We start from the raw sequence: 18,051 nt of genomic DNA, 5'->3' as shown, positions 1-18,051 counted from the left end.
ATCCTTCCTATCTACTTGCAACAAGTTCTTCGCCATCATCTAAACGAACAGAAACAAGCTTCGACACCCCTGATTCTTGCATTGTGACACCGTACAATACATCAGACTCTTCCATTGTACCTTTTCGGTGTGTAATTACAATAAACTGTGTTTCATCACTAAATTTCTTTAAATACTGCGCAAAACGAGCAACGTTTGCCTCATCAAGAGCTGCTTCTACTTCATCTAGCACACAGAATGGAACTGGGCGTACTTTTAAAATACCAAATAAGAGCGCAATTGCCGTTAAAGCACGCTCTCCCCCTGAAAGTAAACCTAAGTTTTGTAGTTTCTTTCCTGGTGGTTGCGCTACAATATCAATACCAGTATTTAGTAAATCTTCTGGATTTGTCATTACTAAATCCGCTCTTCCACCTCCGAATAATTCAGAGAATACAGATTGAAACTCTGTTCGAATCCCTTCGAACGTAGTAGAAAAGCGTTTTTTCATCTCTTCATCCATTTCTGTAATAAGTTGATGCAATGTCGATTTCGCTTCTTCTAGATCATCTCTTTGCTCTAATAAGAATGTATGGCGCTCTGCTACACGTTCATACTCATCAATTGCCCCTAAATTTACTGCGCCTAACTCTTCGATGGATAGTTTAATTAGTTTCACCTTTTTACGCGCATCTTCTGCAGGCATCATCATTGTATACTTAAGTTTTGCTGCTTCAAATGAAATAGTATATGTTTCACGTAAATGTTGCAATCTATTTTCCAGCTCTACATCAAGTCGGTTAATTTTCACTTCTTGATCTTTCAGCATCTCAAGAATATATTTATGTTTACCTATCGTTTCTTTCGTACCGCGCTCTAAATGCTCGACTCTTTCTTGCAATGATACGCGTTGTTCACGACGAGAACGAATTAACTCCGAAGTTTGATTACGATCATACGCTTTCTTCTCAATCATATTCGTAATTTGTTCTTCGCCACTTGAATTAGATGTCATCTCTTGCTTTAAGAACGCTAAATCTTCTTTCGTTTTTACAAGCGTTGCATCAGTCTCTTCTTTTTCCTTCGTCAATCGTTCGACTTTTTCTTTTTGATTAGACAAACGTTGTTGTTGTTCAGCAGCTTGCACTTTTAGCTCCGTCATTTCCTTCTGAACTTTTTCTTTTGAAGAATGTTGTTCACTTTTTTGTTTCGTTAAAACGACGATTTTGCTATCTAATTCCCCAATCTCCGCTTGAAGAGTAGCTAAAATCTTTTCTAACTCTTCTTTACGCCCTTGCATTTTTACTTGATCTTGTAAAAATCCTTCAATCTCTAAATCGTAAATCGATAAACGATCATTAATACGATGTTCATCCAATTCTAAACGATTAATTTCTTCTCTTAACTTCTGTTCATCTACACGTTCGGTCTCTACACCTTGGCGTAGCTCTCGTATTTGTACTTCTTTTTCTTGAATCTCTTGCTTTACTGCTTTAACAAAGTTTTCTAGCTTCGTTGTTTTTTCTTCCATGTCAGTTAGTTTTTCAGTCCACTCTTCAAGTTCACGTTGACGTCCCAATAAAGAGGATTTCGCTTGTTTTACAGCTCCACCCGTCATAGAACCACCCGGGTTCACTACGTCACCTTCGAGTGTTACAATACGATAGCGGTATTGCAGTTGTTTCGCTAACTCATTTGCTCCGCGTAAATCTTTCGCAACAACAACAGTACCCAATAAACTGGAAACTACATTCTCATATTTATTATTGTACTGCACAAGTTCTGCCGCTACACCGACAAACGATGGGTGCTGATTCACAATGCGTAATTGATCAAATGATAGCGATCGGCTTTTAATAACAGCTTGAGGTAAAAACGTTGCACGGCCATGTTTATTTTGCTTTAAAAATGCAATCGCATTACGAGCATGTTCTTCTGTTTGTACTACGATATGTTGCATCGCTGCCCCAAGGGCGATTTCCATTGCGATTTCATATTCTTTCGGCACAGTCAGAAGTTCTGCAACCGCTCCCTCAATACCTTGCAGCCTATTTTCTCTAGCCTTTAATACTTCACGTACCCCTTGATAGAAGCCAGAATAGTCCTCTTGCATCTCTTCTAACATTTCTTTCCGAGAGCGCGCCTGTTGCACAAATTGATACGCTTGATACAGTTTCGTTTCATTTTCACTATACTGTGACTTACATTTCCCAAGCGCCGTTTCTGTCTTCTGTATGTTAGAAATAATGTCAGCTATTTTCTCTCTCGCTTGCTCATAACTTTCTACAAGTTTCGCCTTTTTCGCTGTAATTTCCACACGCATCTGTACATACTTTTCATTTTCTTCATCAAGTCGTTCGTTTTTAGAGTTTTGCTGTTTTGATTGTTCTTCAATCATAGATAATTCATTACGAAGACTTGCTTGTTGATTTAAAAGTTCAATATAGTCACCTTTTAAATTCTCAATTTGTTCCTCTAAATTCTCAGCAAAAGTCGCAAGTAATCGCTCGTTATCATGCAATTTCTTCTCCAATTCTTTTACTTGATTCACAAATTGCATTAACGCTTCTGTACTTGTTTCAATTTCGTCATCATAACTTGTAGCTTTCTCTGTTAACTCAACAATTAGCTTTTCAAGCTGCGCACAATGTGTCGTTGCATTTTGCTTTCTTTCCTTTAACAGCTCGCGTTGCCCTTCTAATTTTTCTAGTTCTTTACTAGACAGAAGGAGAACTTCTTGTAAGGAATTTACAGATTCATCAACGGCTTGTAATTGCCCGCGTAATTCCTCAAGCTCTTCTTCACTTTTTTGTAAGTTCGCCGACATTTTAGCTTCTTCATCTTTATTATGCCCAAATTGATTTCGAAGCGCTTCCCATTTTGCATGTAATTCTTCAATTTCATGTACAATAAGCGCAGCTTCTACCTTCTCTAATTCTTCTTTTTTCTCAAGATAATCTTTCGCAATAGAAGCTTGTCTTTCTAGTGGTTCTACTTGACTACTTAATTCGTGAATAATATCTTGTACACGATTTAAGTTTTCTTGTGTTTCCGCCAATTTCCCTTCAGCTTTCTTTTTACGAAGTTTGTATTTCAGCACACCCGCAGCTTCTTCAAATACACCACGGCGTTCTTCTGATTTACTACTTAAAATCTCTTCGACTTTCCCCTGGCTAATAATTGAAAAAGCTTCTCTTCCCATACCAGAGTCCATAAATAAATCAATAATATCTTTCAATCTACAAGATTGTTTATTAATATAAAAATCACTATCACCCGAACGAGATACACGACGCGTTACACACACCTCGTTATACTCAATCGGTAAGCGTTGGTCTTCATTATTTAAAGTTAATGTAACTTCAGCAACATTAACCGCTCTTCTCGTATCACTGCCGGCAAAAATAATATCCTCCATCTTTGCACCGCGTAATGACTTTGCAGATTGTTCACCAAGTACCCAGCGAATTGCATCAGTAATATTACTTTTTCCGCTCCCGTTAGGTCCTACTACAGAAGTTACACCTGGAACAAAATCGACAGATACACGCTCAGCAAAAGATTTAAATCCTGCTATTTCTAATCTTTTTAAAAACACGAAAGGCCTTCCTCCTATTCTCCGTTGTTGTAAACGTTGTCTGTACGAAAACAAGCTACTATACGGATTTCCCACTCCTTTTATTTATAAATAAAAGGAAAGTTTCATTCTATGCATAAGGAATCCCCCTTTGAATGAGGGGGATTCCTTATGATTGTTCTTTTAATTTTTTCAATGCTTCTGCAGCAGCTTGTTGCTCTGCCTCTTTTTTTGACTTACCACTTCCAAGACCTAATGCCTCATTATTTAAAGTTACACGGGACACAAATTCTCGGTTGTGGGCTGGTCCTTTTTCTTGCAAAATTTGATACTCAATATTGCCACTACCATCACGCTGAATCAATTCTTGCAATTGACTCTTATAATCCATCACATGAGAAAAAGCACCTTCATTAATTTTTGGATATACAACTTCTTTTAAGTATCCCCAAACTGTTTCTAGCCCTTGATCAAGATAAAGGGCACCAATAAACGCTTCAAAGACATCCGCTAATAAAGCTGGTCGTTCACGTCCACCCGTCATTTCCTCACCTTTTCCTAATAAAACAAGGCTACCAAATGACATTTCGTTTGCAAAACGAACAAGAGATGGCTCACATACAATAGCTGCACGTAGTTTTGTTAACTCTCCTTCGCTCATTGTCGGATATTTTTGAAACAGATACTGTGATACAGTGAGTTCCAATACAGCATCGCCAAGAAATTCAAGACGCTCATTGTCCTCATGCGGTTTTTTTCGATGCTCATTCACATACGATGAATGCGTAAATGCTTGAATCAATAATTTTTCATCTGTAAACGTAATACCTATCTTTTCTTGAAATACTTTAAAAGCTTCACGATATTTTGCTTCGTATTTTTTTTCTCTATGTTTTCGGTACGGCATAGGTCCCTCCAGATATAAGCCGAGAAGCCCCGTTAAAAAACGGGACTTCACTTAAGCATTATAGATGACTCTCTATGTAAGTCACAGCATCGCCAACAGTAGCAATCTTTTCAGCATCTTCATCAGAAATTTCCATTTCAAATTCATCTTCTAATTGCATTACAAGTTCTACTACATCTAGGGAGTCTGCTCCTAAATCTTCTTTGAAGCTTGCAGCTGGTACTACTTCAGTTTCTTCTACTCCTAAACGATCAACGACAATTTTTGTTACACGCTCTAAAACATCTGCCATTTTATTCACCTCCCCTCAAATATTATATAAAATATTGTCCAAAAAAACTAGGTGAAATCGATTCTTTTATTACATTACCATACCGCCATCAACATTTAACGTTTGACCTGTAACATATTTACTTTGATCAGAAGCAAAAAACGTTACAGTATTTGCGATATCTTGTGCTTCTCCAAACTGAGCTGCAGGAATTAATTTTAACATTTCTGCTTTTATATTTTCATCTAATACATCCGTCATATCAGTCGCAATAAACCCTGGAGCAATTGCATTTACAGTAATATTTCGGCTCGCTAATTCTTTTGCTGATGTTTTTGTTAATCCAATTACACCAGCTTTAGCAGCAACATAATTTGCTTGTCCTGGGTTTCCTGTTACACCAACAACAGAAGCAATATTAATAATACGTCCATGACGTTGACGCATCATATAGCGCGATACTGCTTTCGTACATAAGAAAACACCTTTTAAGTTTGTATTAATAACTGTATCCCATTCTTCTTCTTTCATACGCATTAATAAATTATCTTTTGTTACACCAGCGTTATTTACAAGAATATCAACTTGTCCAAACGTATCTACAGTTTGTTTCACCATACTTGTAACATCATCAGTATTTGCAACATCTGCTCTTACTGCAATGGCATCTGAACCTAATTTTTTTATTTCATCAACTACTTCATTCGCTTTTTGCTCATTACCAGCATAATTTACTACAACATTTGCCCCTTGTTTCGCTAAATCAATGGCAATCGCACGACCAATCCCACGTGAAGCACCAGTTACTAATGCTACTTTCCCTTTTAACATCAGCTTTCTCCTCTCAAATTTGAAATGGTATCTTTTAATGTCTCTTCATCATATATCGCATATGCTTTCACTGAAGAATCAATCGACTTCATAAGACCAGCAAGTACTTTTCCAGGTCCGATTTCAATAAATGTATCTACCCCTTGATTCACCATATACTCAATAGATGGGTACCATAATACAGGCGAATAGAGCTGTTCAATTAGCTTTTCTTGAATATCTGTACCACGTGTAATAACGTCTGCCGTAACATTTGCAATAACAGGAATATTTGTGTCTTGAATTGTAATTTCATTTAAAACACATTGGAACTTCTCAGCAGCTGGTTTCATAAGTGAAGAATGAAACGGTCCACTTACTTTGAGTGGAATTGCTCTTTTAGCACCATTTTCTTTCGCTCTGTGAGAAGCAAGTTCTACTCCTTGCTTTGTTCCAGAAATAACAATTTGCTTCGTACTATTCATATTAGCAATTTGTACTGCGTATCCTTCACTTGTTACTTCTTCTGTAACTCGTTTCAGCATATCCGGATCCGCACCTAAAATAGCTGCCATTGCACCTTCTCCGCCTGGAACAGCTTCTTCCATATATTCCCCGCGTTTCCTTACAGCATACACAGCGTCTTCGAATGTTAATGCACCCGCAGCTACAAGAGCGCTATATTCACCTAAACTATGTCCTGCGACAAAATCAGGTGTAATATCATACTCTTTCAAAGCTGTTAAAATCGCAAAGCTCGTTGTTAATAGTGCCGGCTGCGCATTTGTCGTTAATGTTAACTTTTCCTGTGGTCCTTCAAAAATCACTTCTGAAAGAGAATCATGCAAAACCTCATCCGCTTTTGCAAACACTTTCGCAACCTCTTTATTATTCTCCGCTAACTGTCTACCCATTCCAACCGCCTGTGAACCTTGGCCTGGAAAAAGAAATGCTAGTTTTCCCATTTCAAATCCTCCTCTTATTGAAGCGGCTCCTTCTCCATGACACTTGAAATTGTAGGAATTACTTCTTTCGCTACCATTTCTCTCGTTTGACGAATCGCACTAAATATCGATTGGTCATTAGAAGAACCGTGAGCCTTAATGACAGGAGCTTTCAATCCAAACAATGCCGCTCCTCCATACTCTGAATAATCCATTTTATCTTTCAATACCATAAGTTTTGGTTTTAATACCGCTGCTGCTAATTTGCTCGTAAACGAACTCATTAATTGTTCTTTTAACATAGAGAATAACGCAAGTGCTGTTCCTTCTAATGATTTTAGCGCTACATTACCCGTAAAACCATCACATACAACAACGTCTGCTACACCTTGCAATAAATCTCTTGATTCAACATTTCCAACGAAATTAATTGGTGCATCCTTGAGCATAGCAAAGACCTGTTTTGAAAGCTCGTTTCCTTTACCATCCTCTGTTCCAACGTTTAAAAGTCCAACGCGTGGATTTTTAATTCCTCTTACCTTCTCTGCATAAACAGAGCCCATTACTGCATATTGATATAAATGAATTGGTTTTGCATCAACGTTGGCTCCAACATCTAACATAACAAAACCTTCTCCATCAACAGTTGGCATTGTAGGCGATAAAGCTGGTCGTTCAATTCCTTCCATACGACCAACAACAAACAATCCAGCTGCCATCAAAGCTCCTGTACTACCTGCTGATATACAAGCATCCGCTACGCCGTCTTTTACTTGCTGCGCCGCTAGTACCATTGAAGCTTGTTTTTTTCGGCGAACCGCTCTTACTGGTTCGTCTGTCGATTCGATTTTTTCGTCCGTATGAAGTATAGTAATTCGCTCTTCACTCGTTAAATATTGACGAATTCCCTCTTCTTTCCCTACTAACGTAATATGTAAATCTGAGTATTCCTTAATAGCTTTCATTGCTCCTAATACTACAGCCTTCGGTGCATGATCGCCGCCCATTGCATCTATTGCGATTTTCATAAGTTGTTACCTTCCTCACTATAATTACTAGATCGATACATTTCAAAAGTGCCTGTAAAAACGAGTTCTTCTCCAACAAAGCTACGCACTTTGACAACCGTCCGTCCTTTATCATTCTCTACATCTTCAACACGTGCTTTTGCAACAACACGCTCTCCTAATTTTACAGGACGAATATATCGAATGGTGGACTTTGCAGTTAAAGCTAATTCCTCATCAATAACCGCAACAGCTAGTGAGTTTGCTTGTGCAAACAAATGATGCCCACGAGCAATTTGATTTCTTTTAAATACATGTTCTACCTTTACTTCAAAGATAGAAATCGCATGTCTATCTAATTCTATATCGATAATTTCTCCGACAACCTCTTCTAACGGTAAAGATTTCACATCTTCTTCATGTTGTTTTGTAGCCACATGCTTAATTCGTTCTCTTAATTCAGGAATAGATAATTCCATACGATCAAGACGAACAGTTTGTATGCTCACTTGAAATTTTTCCGCTAAATCTTCATCCGTTATAAAAGGATTCGTTTCTATTGTTTGTTGTAATAATTCTTGTCTTTCTTTTTTACTTCTTCTTTTTTTCATACCGCACCATCCATTTTTATGACTAGGTACTAAAAGTAGTATATAATCATTAAAAGTAGAATGCAACAAAAACTTTTGCAGACTACTTTTAATCGAGCTTCTCTCCCTGGAACACACCTGTCCCATCAAGATAAGTACGCAGCGAAGCATATTGATCATTATGCCAAAATGCTTCTGAATCAACTAGTATCGCCGCATCTTGTCTTGCTGTTTCTAACGCCCGATAATCATGCACCATATCAGCAACCTTAAATTCTGGCAGACCACTTTGCTTACTTCCAAAGAAATCCCCAGGACCTCGTAACTCTAAATCTTTTTCTGACAATACAAATCCATCATTTGTTTCAGTCATAATGCGCATTCTTTCTTTTCCCGTTTCTGATTTCGGGTCCGCAATTAATAAACAATATGATTGCTCACTACCACGCCCAACACGCCCCCTCAGCTGATGGAGCTGTGATAAACCGAAACGTTCCGCGTCATAAATAACCATAACAGTCGCATTCGGTACATTCACACCTACTTCAACAACTGTTGTCGACACAAGAATTTGCACTTTATTTTCACTAAAATGTCCCATTATCTCTTCTTTTTCTTGAGATGATAGTCTCCCATGCATTAATCCAACTTGGCATTTCCCTTGATAATGATGAGTCAGCATACTATGTAAGTCGATAGCATTTTGTACATCAAGCTTCTCAGACTCTTCAATAAGAGGACAAATAACATATGCCTGTCTTCCTTTTTTTATCTCTTTCTCCACAAAGCCGAGAACACGATCTAACATATCATGTTTTGCCCAGTACGTTTCGATTACCTTTCTACCAGCTGGCATTTCGTCGATAATAGAAACGTCCATCTCTCCAAATGCAGTGATAGCTAACGTACGCGGGATTGGGGTCGCCGTCATAAACAACACATCTGGACTTTCACCTTTCTCACGTAAAACCCGGCGCTGCGCCACACCAAATCGATGCTGTTCATCAGTAATAACAAGACCTAACCTATGAAATATAACCTCGTCTTGAATTAAAGCGTGCGTCCCAACAAGGATGTCTACTTCTCCCTGTTCTAATCTCGACAAAATTTCTCGACGTCTCACACCTTTAACAGAACTTGTTAGCAATTCAACCTTCATACCGAAATGTGAAAACGTCTCCGCGAGCGACTGATAATGTTGTTCGGCTAAAATTTCTGTAGGAACCATCAAAGCACCTTGATAATGAGCCAATTTCGCCGCATAAAGAGCAATCGCAGCAACAACTGTTTTCCCAGAACCTACATCCCCTTGCAATAATCGATTCATTCGGTACGGAGATGTCATATCTTTCATTATTTCATCTACAACCCGGCGTTGTGCGCCAGTTAATGGAAACGGAAGTGCATCAGTAAACTCTTGCAATTCTACTAATGAAATTTCTTTTTTCGTCCCTTTCGAGTTTTCCCTTTCCATTTTCCGTAATGTTTGCATTTTCAACTGAAACAAGAAAAATTCCTCATATACAAAACGGCGACGCGCTTGCTTTAAGTCTTCCTGTCCCATCGGAAAATGTAACGTTCGAAGCGCTTCATAACGTGGTAATAATTTATACCTACTTAACAAACCGTCAGGTAACACTTCAATTATAGAATCTCCATACTCCTTTAAAGCCTGGGCAATAAAACGGCGCATCTGTTTTACTGTCAGTTTCCCTTTCACGGAATATACTGGTTCTACTTCTTGTTGACGCACAACCGGTCCAAAATGAAGTTCTGATACAGCGATCGTTTGGCGATGCTGATCCCATTTACCAGTAATCGTTACTGTTTCATCTAACGTTAACTTTTGCTTATAGTAAGGTCTATTAAAACATACCGCCGTAATTAAATAACGACCGACAAGAACACGAACTGTAAGACGCGACTTTTTCTTACCATAATATTGAAGTAGAGGAGCACTATGGACTTTCCCCTCAACTGTCACACGCTCATCATGCTTTACGTCAGCAAGATCTTTCATCGCATAGTCTTCATAACGGTACGGAAAATGTTCTAACAGATGAGAAACTGTATAAATTCCCATCTCATGTAATAACTCAGATGTTTCTCCTCCGATTCCCTTTACATCCGTAACAGGAACTTGTACAACTCCATTCAAGATTCTCACGCTCCGTCACATTATTTTCTTCGATTCATTCTATTGATTATCCATTAACATCATTGACATCTGCACTCGCTCTCTTTCACCTTATATATTCTATCATAGGCATTCTAAGAGAAACTACTCTAATCCCTCTATATAAAGTGAAACTATAATCAGTGGGGGTTTTATTCATCCCCCACTGATTATTAGCCTTCACCAATCGGGCGTTTACGGGCAGTTAATGCGGGATAAAACAAAGATATACAACACGTAAGAAAAGAGCCTCACTATTAGCAGCAAGGCTCTTTTCTATCATCAATATGCTAGCCTTTTGAATAAGAAGTAGTAATAAGTTCCATATCACTACTTCTTATCCATTAGCAAGTAAGTAATCCATCTATTTTCAAAACGAATCTTGTCTTATTCTACAGAGAAGATGAAAGAATACACCGGTTGATTCCCTGTATGTACTTCTACTTCTGCATCTTCAAAGTTCTCTTCAACAAACGCAACTAATTCAGCCACTTCTTCATCTGTTGCATCTTCACCTTGTAGAATCGTTACGATTTCAGAATCCTCATCAATTAGTGCTTCTAGTAATTGCTTCGCAGCTCCTACTTTTTCAGCGTTTGTTGATACGATTTTCCCATCTGCAATACACATGAAATCATCTTTCTGAATCTCCACACCGTCAATTTCCGTATCACGAACAGCATACGTAATTTGACCTGTTTTCACATGAGATAAAGCTTCCTTCATGTTTTCTTCATTCTCTTCTAGCGTTCCAACTGGATTAAATGCTAACATTGCAGCCATACCTTGAGGAACTGTTTTTGAACGAACAACAATAACTTCTTGTTCTACAACTGACGCTGCTTGTTCTGCTGCCATCACGATATTTCCGTTATTTGGTAGAATAATGATTTTTTCCGCATTTGCTTCTTCAATCGCCTTCACAATATCCTCCGTACTCGGATTCATCGTTTGGCCACCTTCGATAACTTTCGTTGCGCCAATGCTCTCAAATAAAGTTTTAATACCAGATCCCATAGCTACAGTTACAATACCATACGGTTGTTTCTCTTTTGGCTGATTCGTTTGTTCAGGCACCATGGTAGGCTCATCTAATAAAGCAGTATGCTGTTCACGCATATTTTCTACTTTGATCTTAATTAGACTACCGTAACGTTGTCCATAGTTCATAGGATCTCCAGGATGTTCCGCATGAATATGAACCTTTACAACCTCATCATCCGATACAACAAGTAGTGAATCTCCGTACACACTAATATCTTCACGGAATTTTTGTTCAGAGAAATTATGTTCCTTCATTTTTTCAGGCTCTAATTTCACCATGAATTCCGTACAATATCCATACTTAATATCTTCTGTACTCAATTGGCTTTGTACACTACGGTGATGTTCTGCGCGTACCATGTCATTCATAGATGGTTGGGCAGGCACATTAGAAGAAATCGTTTCTCCTTTTAAGTCAGCTAAAAATCCTTCATATACAACAACAAGACCTTTACCACCGCTATCTACAACGCCAACTTGTTTTAATACAGGTAATAAATCTGGCGTACGATTTAACGATGCGTTTGCTTCTTTTACAACGTCTTCCATAAACAAAACAAAGTCGCGCTGTTTTTTCGCAACTGTCACTGCATATTTACCCGTTTCTCTTGCAACCGTTAAAATCGTTCCTTCAATCGGTTTCATAACCGCTTTGTAAGCTGCTTCTACTCCAGCTTCTAAAGCTGCAGCGAAATCAACTGTCGTTAATTCTTCTTTTTGTTCAATGGATTTAGAGAAACCACGGAATAACTGAGATAAAATAACCCCAGAGTTACCACGAGCTCCCATTAATAATCCTTTGGCTAAACTTACGCCGACTTTACCAGCATGTTGTGAAGGATTTGCTTTCACTTCACGTGCTCCTGAAGTCATTGATAAGTTCATATTTGTACCGGTATCGCCATCTGGAACTGGAAATACGTTTAATGCATCAACAAGCTGAACATTATTTGTTAAATTATTGGCTCCTTGAATGATCATTTGTGATAAACGTTTTCCATCAATTTTTTGAATTGACACAGATTTTCCTCCTTAATGCACATTACAAGTTTATTACTTTAACTCCTTGTACGTAGATGTTTACAGAATCTACTGCTAGTCCTACAGTTTGATCTAATGTATATTTCACTTTAGTCTGCACGTTATGTGCTACTTCTGAAATTTTCGTACCATAGCTCACAATAATATACATATCAATATGTACTTCATCTTCATCTTTACGAACAATAACGCCTCTAGTGAAGTTTTCTTTTCGTAAAATGTCTGTTAATCCATCTTTTAACTGATTTTTTGATGCCATACCTACGATACCGTAGCAATCTACTGCGGCACCTCCAGCAATTGTTGCAATTACATCTGTACTAATATCAATTTGACCGTACTTTGTTTTAATTTCAATTGACATCTCGTTTCCCCCTTCATAAATGGTGAAAGTGAGCTAGACTACTTTAGTTACTATCATATAATCTTTTTAAAGAAAATTCCATCGTTCTTTCTTTTTCACTCTCATATTTTATGTTTTTAATTACATTTTCTTATGATGAGCAAAATAGTCCATTGTTATTATACAACATGTACCACTATAATATGTCAAGCAATTTTTCTTGATTTCACCTTTTCTTCATTGACATATAGTGTCAAGTATTTTTTCTTGATTTCTTTTTCCTACGGTGTTGCATTCTCTTTTTAGTTGTGTTAAATTATAGTAGTGTTTTTAGCATCGCATAAAAGACTAACATTGAAAAATTACGTATGTTACGGTAGTTAAGGGAGGGAAATATAAATGGCTCGTGTTTGTGCTATCACTGGAAGAAAAGCTCGTTCTGGTAACTCTCGTTCTCACGCAATGAACGCTACAAAACGTAAATGGGGCGCTAACCTTCAAAAAGTTCGCGTACGCATCGACGGAAAAGTTCAACGTGTTTACGTTTCTGCTAGAGCATTAAAATCTGGCAAAATCGAACGTGTTTAATAATAAAAAAAAGAGCCGCTAGGCTCTTTTTTTATTATACCAATGGAAAAAGCACCGGTAATAGGTGCTTTTTTTAGTCTTTTTTGAAGGTATTTAACATCGCACGAACAATTCCACCAAGAAATTTAGGTAACTTAATTGTATAAAATCTCATGGTTTCCCTCCTAATCCCCATTACTCCACTTGTTCACTATATGATGCAAGGAGCAAAATTGTTTCTTCAATCAGTGCTTCTTATCATCATTAATATGCCAGAGGTAAATGAAAAAGTACCTTTTTCCTCAATGAGTTCATTACTAATACAAAGTGTCGATCCCCACTCTATTGTTTTATTAGTAAGAGGGTACTTAAAGCCTTGAAGTGTAATGCCTTCTACCCTTTCAGTAACTGGTACAAATGATACATATGGAAAATATTCATTTCCTTCAATTATATATGCACCTATCTTTTTCACCATTATCTCATTTTTATTATCCACAATACACATTTCTATCTGTGCTTCTAATCCCTTTAAAAGCATCTGTATATTCGCTAAACCGTGATCAAGCCTTCCACCAGTAGCACCAAAAATACGAATTAATTTTGGTTTCTGTTCTAAAGCCCAGCTAATTGCAATCTCTAAATCTGTTTGATCTTTTTCTCGCGGGACAATATGTAATTCATTTGTCTGCTGTCCCATCCATGCTAATTCCTCATCAGTAACTGAATCATAATCCCCAAACGCAACAGCCGGAGTGATTCCTCTTTTCAACAAACGGTACACTCCTCTATCAACAGCCGCCCAAACTACTTCTTCATTTTCATACCGAGAAAAATCTGCGCAGTATTCTGCAGGTCCTCCCGCTAAAATATGAATAATCATTTTTCCTTCCCCTTCTATTGTAAAAAGGCAATCTGCCATTCGGTAGATTGCCTTTCTCCTTATTTGCCACTCTAACATGTATAAGTAGTGAAGTCTTACTGAACTAGAAGCTTCACTAGGATAAAGGCTCTTTCATTCTTTATCCGCGAATTACACGAATTGCTTCACCGCGGTCTTTTTGATTGTATACTGCTGATCCCGCTACAAGAACATTCGCTCCTGCTTCAATACAAAGCCTTGCCGTTTCAGCGTTAACACCACCATCAACTTCAATTTCCACTTGTAGATTTCGCTCTTTAACCATTTCTGCAACTTGTTTGATTTTCGGTAATACAGAATGGATAAACTTTTGTCCGCCAAATCCAGGATTTACTGTCATAAGTAATACCATGTCTATATCTTCTAATACATGCTCAATCGTTGAAACTGGAGTATGTGGATTTAATACAACTCCCGCTTTAATGTCATGAGATTTAATTAACTGAATTGTACGATGTAGATGTGGACAAGCTTCTACATGAACAGTAATAATATCAGCTCCCGCTTTTGCGAAAGTTGGGATATAGTTATCAGGATTTTCAATCATTAAATGTACATCTAACGGTAATGATGTAATCGGTCGGATTGCTTCTACAATTAATGGTCCAATCGTAATATTTGGTACGAAATGTCCATCCATTACATCGACGTGAATGTAGTCAGCCCCGCCTTTTTCTACATCTTTAATCTCTTCCCCTAATCTTGAAAAATCTGCTGATAAAATTGATGGTGCAATTTTGATCATGACTAATACCTCGGCTTTCTCTCTCTAATTTCTTCTACGAATTGTTTGTAATTCTTATAGCGATATTCGGTAATCTTTCCTTCTTCAACCGCAGCTTTCACTGCACATTTCGGCTCAACAAGGTGTGTACACCCTCTAAATTTACAGTATTGGCTCGCTTCTTTCAACTCTGGAAAACAATACGTAAGGTCTTCTACCTCTATATCTATGAAATCAAGCGAACTAAAACCAGGTGTATCCGCAACAAGTCCGCTTCCAACTGTAATTAATTCCACGTGTCTTGTCGTATGCTTTCCACGCCCTAAATGTGAGGAAATATCATTAGTTTTCAATTCTAAATCTGGGCGTAATACGTTTAGCATTGAAGATTTCCCAACACCAGATTGGCCTGCAACGACGGAAATACAACCTTCTAAGAATGGTTTCAGAATATCAATACTTTCCGCAGTATTTATAGAAGTAAACAACACATCATAACCCATTTCACGATAATCATTTGCATAAGATTCAACAGTTTCTCTCATTTTTTCATCTACTAAATCCATTTTACTAATACAAATAATCGGCTTAATGTTATGATATTCAATCAACACTAAAAATCGATCTAACAGTCCTGGATTAAAATCTGGTTCTACTGCAGAGAAAACAAGAATAGCTTGATCAACATTAGCAATAGGAGGTCTAACAAGTTCATTTTTCCGATCAAATACTTCTAACACATAACCTTCATTCGGATTATCCGCTTGAAAAACAACTTGGTCTCCTACAAGTGGCGTAATTTTATTCTTTCTAAATACACCACGCCCGCGACATTGTGTAATCCCTTCCTCATTCTGCACATAATAAAACCCACTTAGAGCTTTTACAATTTTTCCTTCTGGCATATAATTCTCCTTTATTTTGTATAAAATGAAACTGCAATTAAATATGAATAGACTAGAGTTCTTTAAACAATTATTTCAAAGCCCACCAAATATATATCCAGGTTCATATATTTAATCTACCATCAAATTTGAAATATTATTTACAACAGTATCACTTTTACAGCTTTTTGAATCATATATTTTTGCCTGTTATACAGTCCACGATGTAGACAGCATAACAGGCAAGAGTAATACATCCCATCTTCTATATAAGGACGATGAAATTCACTATTATTGAGCTGGATATGGTACTTCTTTGTCGATAATTGTTACTCCATCTCGAACAATTTTATAGTGTCCCCTTGCACCTTCTTGAATTACAAATTCTAAAGAAATTGTCGCTGACTCTGAAATTGTTCTAGTTTCAACTGGTCTATCCATTTTTTGCTGCATATCTTCTTTATAAATTTCTATTGTTTGCGGTTTTTTCTCACCTGTTGCAGAAGGCTCATATGGGATAGAAATATTATCCACTTTTACCGTTTTCGTCACTTTAGGCTTCGGGCCATCAGAGATAACAATCGTTACTTTATCTCCTTCTTTTAAAGGTGTCCCAGGCTTTGGAAATTGTGAAATAACAAGGCCTTTATCAATTGCATCTGAATATTCTCTTTTTATATCAGAAACAAGCTTTCTTTCATTTAAATAACCTTTCACGCTATTTTCAGTCCATCCTGAAAAATCACCTGACCTAATCTGATAAGGCCCTTTACTTACCCAAATTTTCAGTTCCTGTTCTGCCTCTATAACCATTTGGTCAGGAGTTGGTATTTGTTCTACAATTTCACCTTTTGGCTTATCATTTTCAATATAATTTACTGTAACTTGTTTATATTTTTCTTCTAACTCAGCCCTTATACTCTCGAAATCTTTTCCTGTGAAATCACTCATCTTACTTTTCTTTTTTCCACCTGATTGATAGATAGTGATTTTAGAGTTTTCTTTCACTACTCTTCCAGCTATAGGATCTGTTTTTATCACTTTTCCGGCTTCAACGTCATCTGTATATACAATATTAGGTTCAGTAACTTCAAACCCCTTTTCAACTAATGTATTTACAGCTGTTGTATATTTCATACCAGCCACGTCAGGAACCTTCACATCTTTCGGAATAAAGAAGCCTGGAACAACAGTAAGTGCTAATGTTATCCCTATCGCTAAAAGTAAAAATGTTGTAATTAAAACCTTCAGCCATTTGTTACTTCGTTTTTTCTTCTTACCTGATTCGGTCTCTTCTTTTCTTACTTGTTCATCCACTTTACTTCCTTTTAATACAATCGTTTCATCACTTACGTTTTGAAATAGTTGTTCTTGTTGAATAATTGGAATCGCTTTCGTTGCTTCCATATCTTCTGGTATGTAAAATGGTTGTTCATTGATTCGTTCTGGGTATAGTGCTGTTTCAATATCTCGTTTCATCGCGTTAGCAGATTGATATCGATGGAACGGATCTTTCGCAGTTGCCTTTAATATAATATTTTCAACACTTTGTGGAATATTTTCATTCCATCTTTTTGGAGATGGCATTTCATTTTGTAAATGTTTTAACGCAATTGCAACAGCAGATTCACCAGAAAACGGTTGTCTTCCTGTTAACAATTCAAACATAACAATCCCAAGTGAATAAATATCTGATTGTTTATTCGCTATACCGCCACGCGCTTGTTCTGGTGATAAATAATGCACCGAACCGAGCACCGAATTTGTATGTGTAATCGTTGCTGCACTTGTAGCTGTCGCAATTCCAAAGTCTGTGACTTTTATCACTCCATCATCTCGGATCAAAATATTGTGCGGTTTAATATCGCGATGCACAATCTCAAAATGATGGGCGTGTGCCATGGCGGATGTTAACTGCTCCATTATATCAAGAGCTTCTCCTATCGGTAACATCCCTCGATCAATTATGTATTGCTTCAATGTTCGGCCAGGTACATATTCCATTACAAGATAATATATACCATCCTCTTCCCCAACATCATACATATTCACAATATTTGGATGCGACAACGTTGTAACAGATTGCGCTTCTCGATGGAAACGTTTAATAAACTCTTCATTATTTGAATAGTCGAGTCTTAATATTTTCACCGCTACATCTCGGCCAAGTATATCATCATGAGCTAAATATACATTGGCCATTCCTCCACCGCCAATCATTTTCAGCAGCTTATAACGGTCATTTAAGCGTTTTCCAATCAGCAC

The 18,051-nt window shown here is 37.4% G+C and carries 16 protein-coding genes; 1 reads left to right on the top strand and 15 read right to left on the bottom strand.

What is annotated here, in order from left to right:
* Window positions 1–7: 7 nt before the first annotated feature.
* The 10 genes from smc to QCI75_RS08080 all read right to left on the bottom strand — a co-directional run bounded on the left by smc (window position 8) and on the right by QCI75_RS08080 (window position 12,710).
* A complete protein-coding gene (smc, locus tag QCI75_RS08125; RefSeq protein ID WP_144506133.1) occupies window positions 8–3,577 on the bottom strand; it encodes a chromosome segregation protein SMC in 3,570 nt (1,189 codons plus the stop codon).
* A 148-nt stretch (window positions 3,578–3,725) separates the two neighbouring features.
* Window positions 3,726–4,463, bottom strand: coding sequence for a ribonuclease III (gene rncS / locus QCI75_RS08120; RefSeq protein WP_070144596.1), 738 nt, complete (start codon window positions 4,461–4,463; stop codon window positions 3,726–3,728).
* Between the two features lie 58 nt (window positions 4,464–4,521).
* Window positions 4,522–4,755 (bottom strand): acyl carrier protein, encoded by a 234-nt coding sequence (gene acpP, locus QCI75_RS08115; RefSeq protein ID WP_002014515.1) that lies wholly within the window; start codon window positions 4,753–4,755, stop codon window positions 4,522–4,524.
* Window positions 4,756–4,824: 69 nt separating this feature from the next.
* Complete coding sequence (fabG, locus tag QCI75_RS08110; RefSeq protein WP_199672382.1) at window positions 4,825–5,565, bottom strand: 3-oxoacyl-[acyl-carrier-protein] reductase; 741 nt, start codon at window positions 5,563–5,565, stop codon at window positions 4,825–4,827.
* Window positions 5,565–6,509, bottom strand: coding sequence for an ACP S-malonyltransferase (gene fabD, locus QCI75_RS08105; protein ID WP_353760208.1), 945 nt, complete (start codon window positions 6,507–6,509; stop codon window positions 5,565–5,567). The genes fabG and fabD overlap by 1 nt, the downstream gene beginning before the upstream one ends.
* A gap of 14 nt (window positions 6,510–6,523) precedes the next feature.
* Window positions 6,524–7,516, bottom strand: coding sequence for a phosphate acyltransferase PlsX (plsX, locus tag QCI75_RS08100; protein WP_002128828.1), 993 nt, complete (start codon window positions 7,514–7,516; stop codon window positions 6,524–6,526).
* Window positions 7,513–8,106 (bottom strand): transcription factor FapR, encoded by a 594-nt coding sequence (fapR, locus tag QCI75_RS08095; RefSeq protein ID WP_000747352.1) that lies wholly within the window; start codon window positions 8,104–8,106, stop codon window positions 7,513–7,515. Before fapR ends, plsX begins: the two co-directional genes overlap by 4 nt.
* Before the next feature lie 88 nt (window positions 8,107–8,194).
* Complete coding sequence (recG, locus tag QCI75_RS08090; RefSeq protein ID WP_353760207.1) at window positions 8,195–10,243, bottom strand: ATP-dependent DNA helicase RecG; 2,049 nt, start codon at window positions 10,241–10,243, stop codon at window positions 8,195–8,197.
* 405 nt (window positions 10,244–10,648) lie between these two features.
* The gene (locus QCI75_RS08085; protein ID WP_144506128.1) at window positions 10,649–12,325 is read right to left on the bottom strand and encodes a DAK2 domain-containing protein; all 1,677 of its coding nucleotides are present in this window, start codon (window positions 12,323–12,325) and stop codon (window positions 10,649–10,651) included.
* A 22-nt stretch (window positions 12,326–12,347) separates the two neighbouring features.
* Window positions 12,348–12,710 (bottom strand): Asp23/Gls24 family envelope stress response protein, encoded by a 363-nt coding sequence (locus QCI75_RS08080; RefSeq protein ID WP_000021109.1) that lies wholly within the window; start codon window positions 12,708–12,710, stop codon window positions 12,348–12,350.
* Between the two features lie 378 nt (window positions 12,711–13,088).
* Here QCI75_RS08080 and rpmB point away from each other — a divergent pair, with 378 nt between their 5' ends.
* A complete protein-coding gene (gene rpmB, locus QCI75_RS08075) occupies window positions 13,089–13,277 on the top strand; it encodes a 50S ribosomal protein L28 (RefSeq protein ID WP_000124776.1) in 189 nt (62 codons plus the stop codon).
* A 73-nt stretch (window positions 13,278–13,350) separates the two neighbouring features.
* Here the strand turns inward: rpmB and spoVM are convergent, their stop codons facing one another.
* The 5 genes from spoVM to pknB all read right to left on the bottom strand — a co-directional run bounded on the left by spoVM (window position 13,351) and on the right by pknB (window position 18,051).
* A complete protein-coding gene (gene spoVM / locus QCI75_RS08070; RefSeq protein ID WP_001213599.1) occupies window positions 13,351–13,431 on the bottom strand; it encodes a stage V sporulation protein SpoVM in 81 nt (26 codons plus the stop codon).
* Between the two features lie 66 nt (window positions 13,432–13,497).
* On the bottom strand, window positions 13,498–14,178 hold the full coding sequence (locus QCI75_RS08065; protein ID WP_144506127.1) for a thiamine diphosphokinase: 681 nt from the start codon (window positions 14,176–14,178) through the stop codon (window positions 13,498–13,500).
* Between the two features lie 100 nt (window positions 14,179–14,278).
* Window positions 14,279–14,923, bottom strand: coding sequence for a ribulose-phosphate 3-epimerase (gene rpe, locus QCI75_RS08060; protein WP_002111395.1), 645 nt, complete (start codon window positions 14,921–14,923; stop codon window positions 14,279–14,281).
* Window positions 14,924–14,925: 2 nt separating this feature from the next.
* Complete coding sequence (gene rsgA / locus QCI75_RS08055) at window positions 14,926–15,807, bottom strand: ribosome small subunit-dependent GTPase A (RefSeq protein WP_144506126.1); 882 nt, start codon at window positions 15,805–15,807, stop codon at window positions 14,926–14,928.
* A gap of 270 nt (window positions 15,808–16,077) precedes the next feature.
* On the bottom strand, window positions 16,078–18,051 hold the full coding sequence (gene pknB / locus QCI75_RS08050) for a Stk1 family PASTA domain-containing Ser/Thr kinase (protein ID WP_353760206.1): 1,974 nt from the start codon (window positions 18,049–18,051) through the stop codon (window positions 16,078–16,080).

The sequence above is a fragment of the Bacillus cereus group sp. RP43 genome, assembly GCF_040459645.1.
GTDB lineage: Bacteria > Bacillota > Bacilli > Bacillales > Bacillaceae_G > Bacillus_A > Bacillus_A mycoides_C.
This window is presented reverse-complemented; position numbering and strand designations above follow the sequence as displayed.

Coding starts and splice junctions, on each gene's coding strand:
- rncS (WP_070144596.1), bottom strand. CDS start 4,463: ATGCCGTACCGAAAACATAGAGAAAAAAAATACGAAGCAAAATATCGT.
- acpP (WP_002014515.1), bottom strand. CDS start 4,755: ATGGCAGATGTTTTAGAGCGTGTAACAAAAATTGTCGTTGATCGTTTA.
- fabG (WP_199672382.1), bottom strand. CDS start 5,565: ATGTTAAAAGGGAAAGTAGCATTAGTAACTGGTGCTTCACGTGGGATT.
- fabD (WP_353760208.1), bottom strand. CDS start 6,509: ATGGGAAAACTAGCATTTCTTTTTCCAGGCCAAGGTTCACAGGCGGTT.
- plsX (WP_002128828.1), bottom strand. CDS start 7,516: ATGAAAATCGCAATAGATGCAATGGGCGGCGATCATGCACCGAAGGCT.
- fapR (WP_000747352.1), bottom strand. CDS start 8,106: ATGAAAAAAAGAAGAAGTAAAAAAGAAAGACAAGAATTATTACAACAA.
- QCI75_RS08080 (WP_000021109.1), bottom strand. CDS start 12,710: ATGTCAATTGAAATTAAAACAAAGTACGGTCAAATTGATATTAGTACA.
- rpmB (WP_000124776.1), top strand. CDS start 13,089: ATGGCTCGTGTTTGTGCTATCACTGGAAGAAAAGCTCGTTCTGGTAAC.
- spoVM (WP_001213599.1), bottom strand. CDS start 13,431: ATGAGATTTTATACAATTAAGTTACCTAAATTTCTTGGTGGAATTGTT.
- QCI75_RS08065 (WP_144506127.1), bottom strand. CDS start 14,178: ATGGCAGATTGCCTTTTTACAATAGAAGGGGAAGGAAAAATGATTATT.
- rpe (WP_002111395.1), bottom strand. CDS start 14,923: ATGATCAAAATTGCACCATCAATTTTATCAGCAGATTTTTCAAGATTA.
- rsgA (WP_144506126.1), bottom strand. CDS start 15,807: ATGCCAGAAGGAAAAATTGTAAAAGCTCTAAGTGGGTTTTATTATGTG.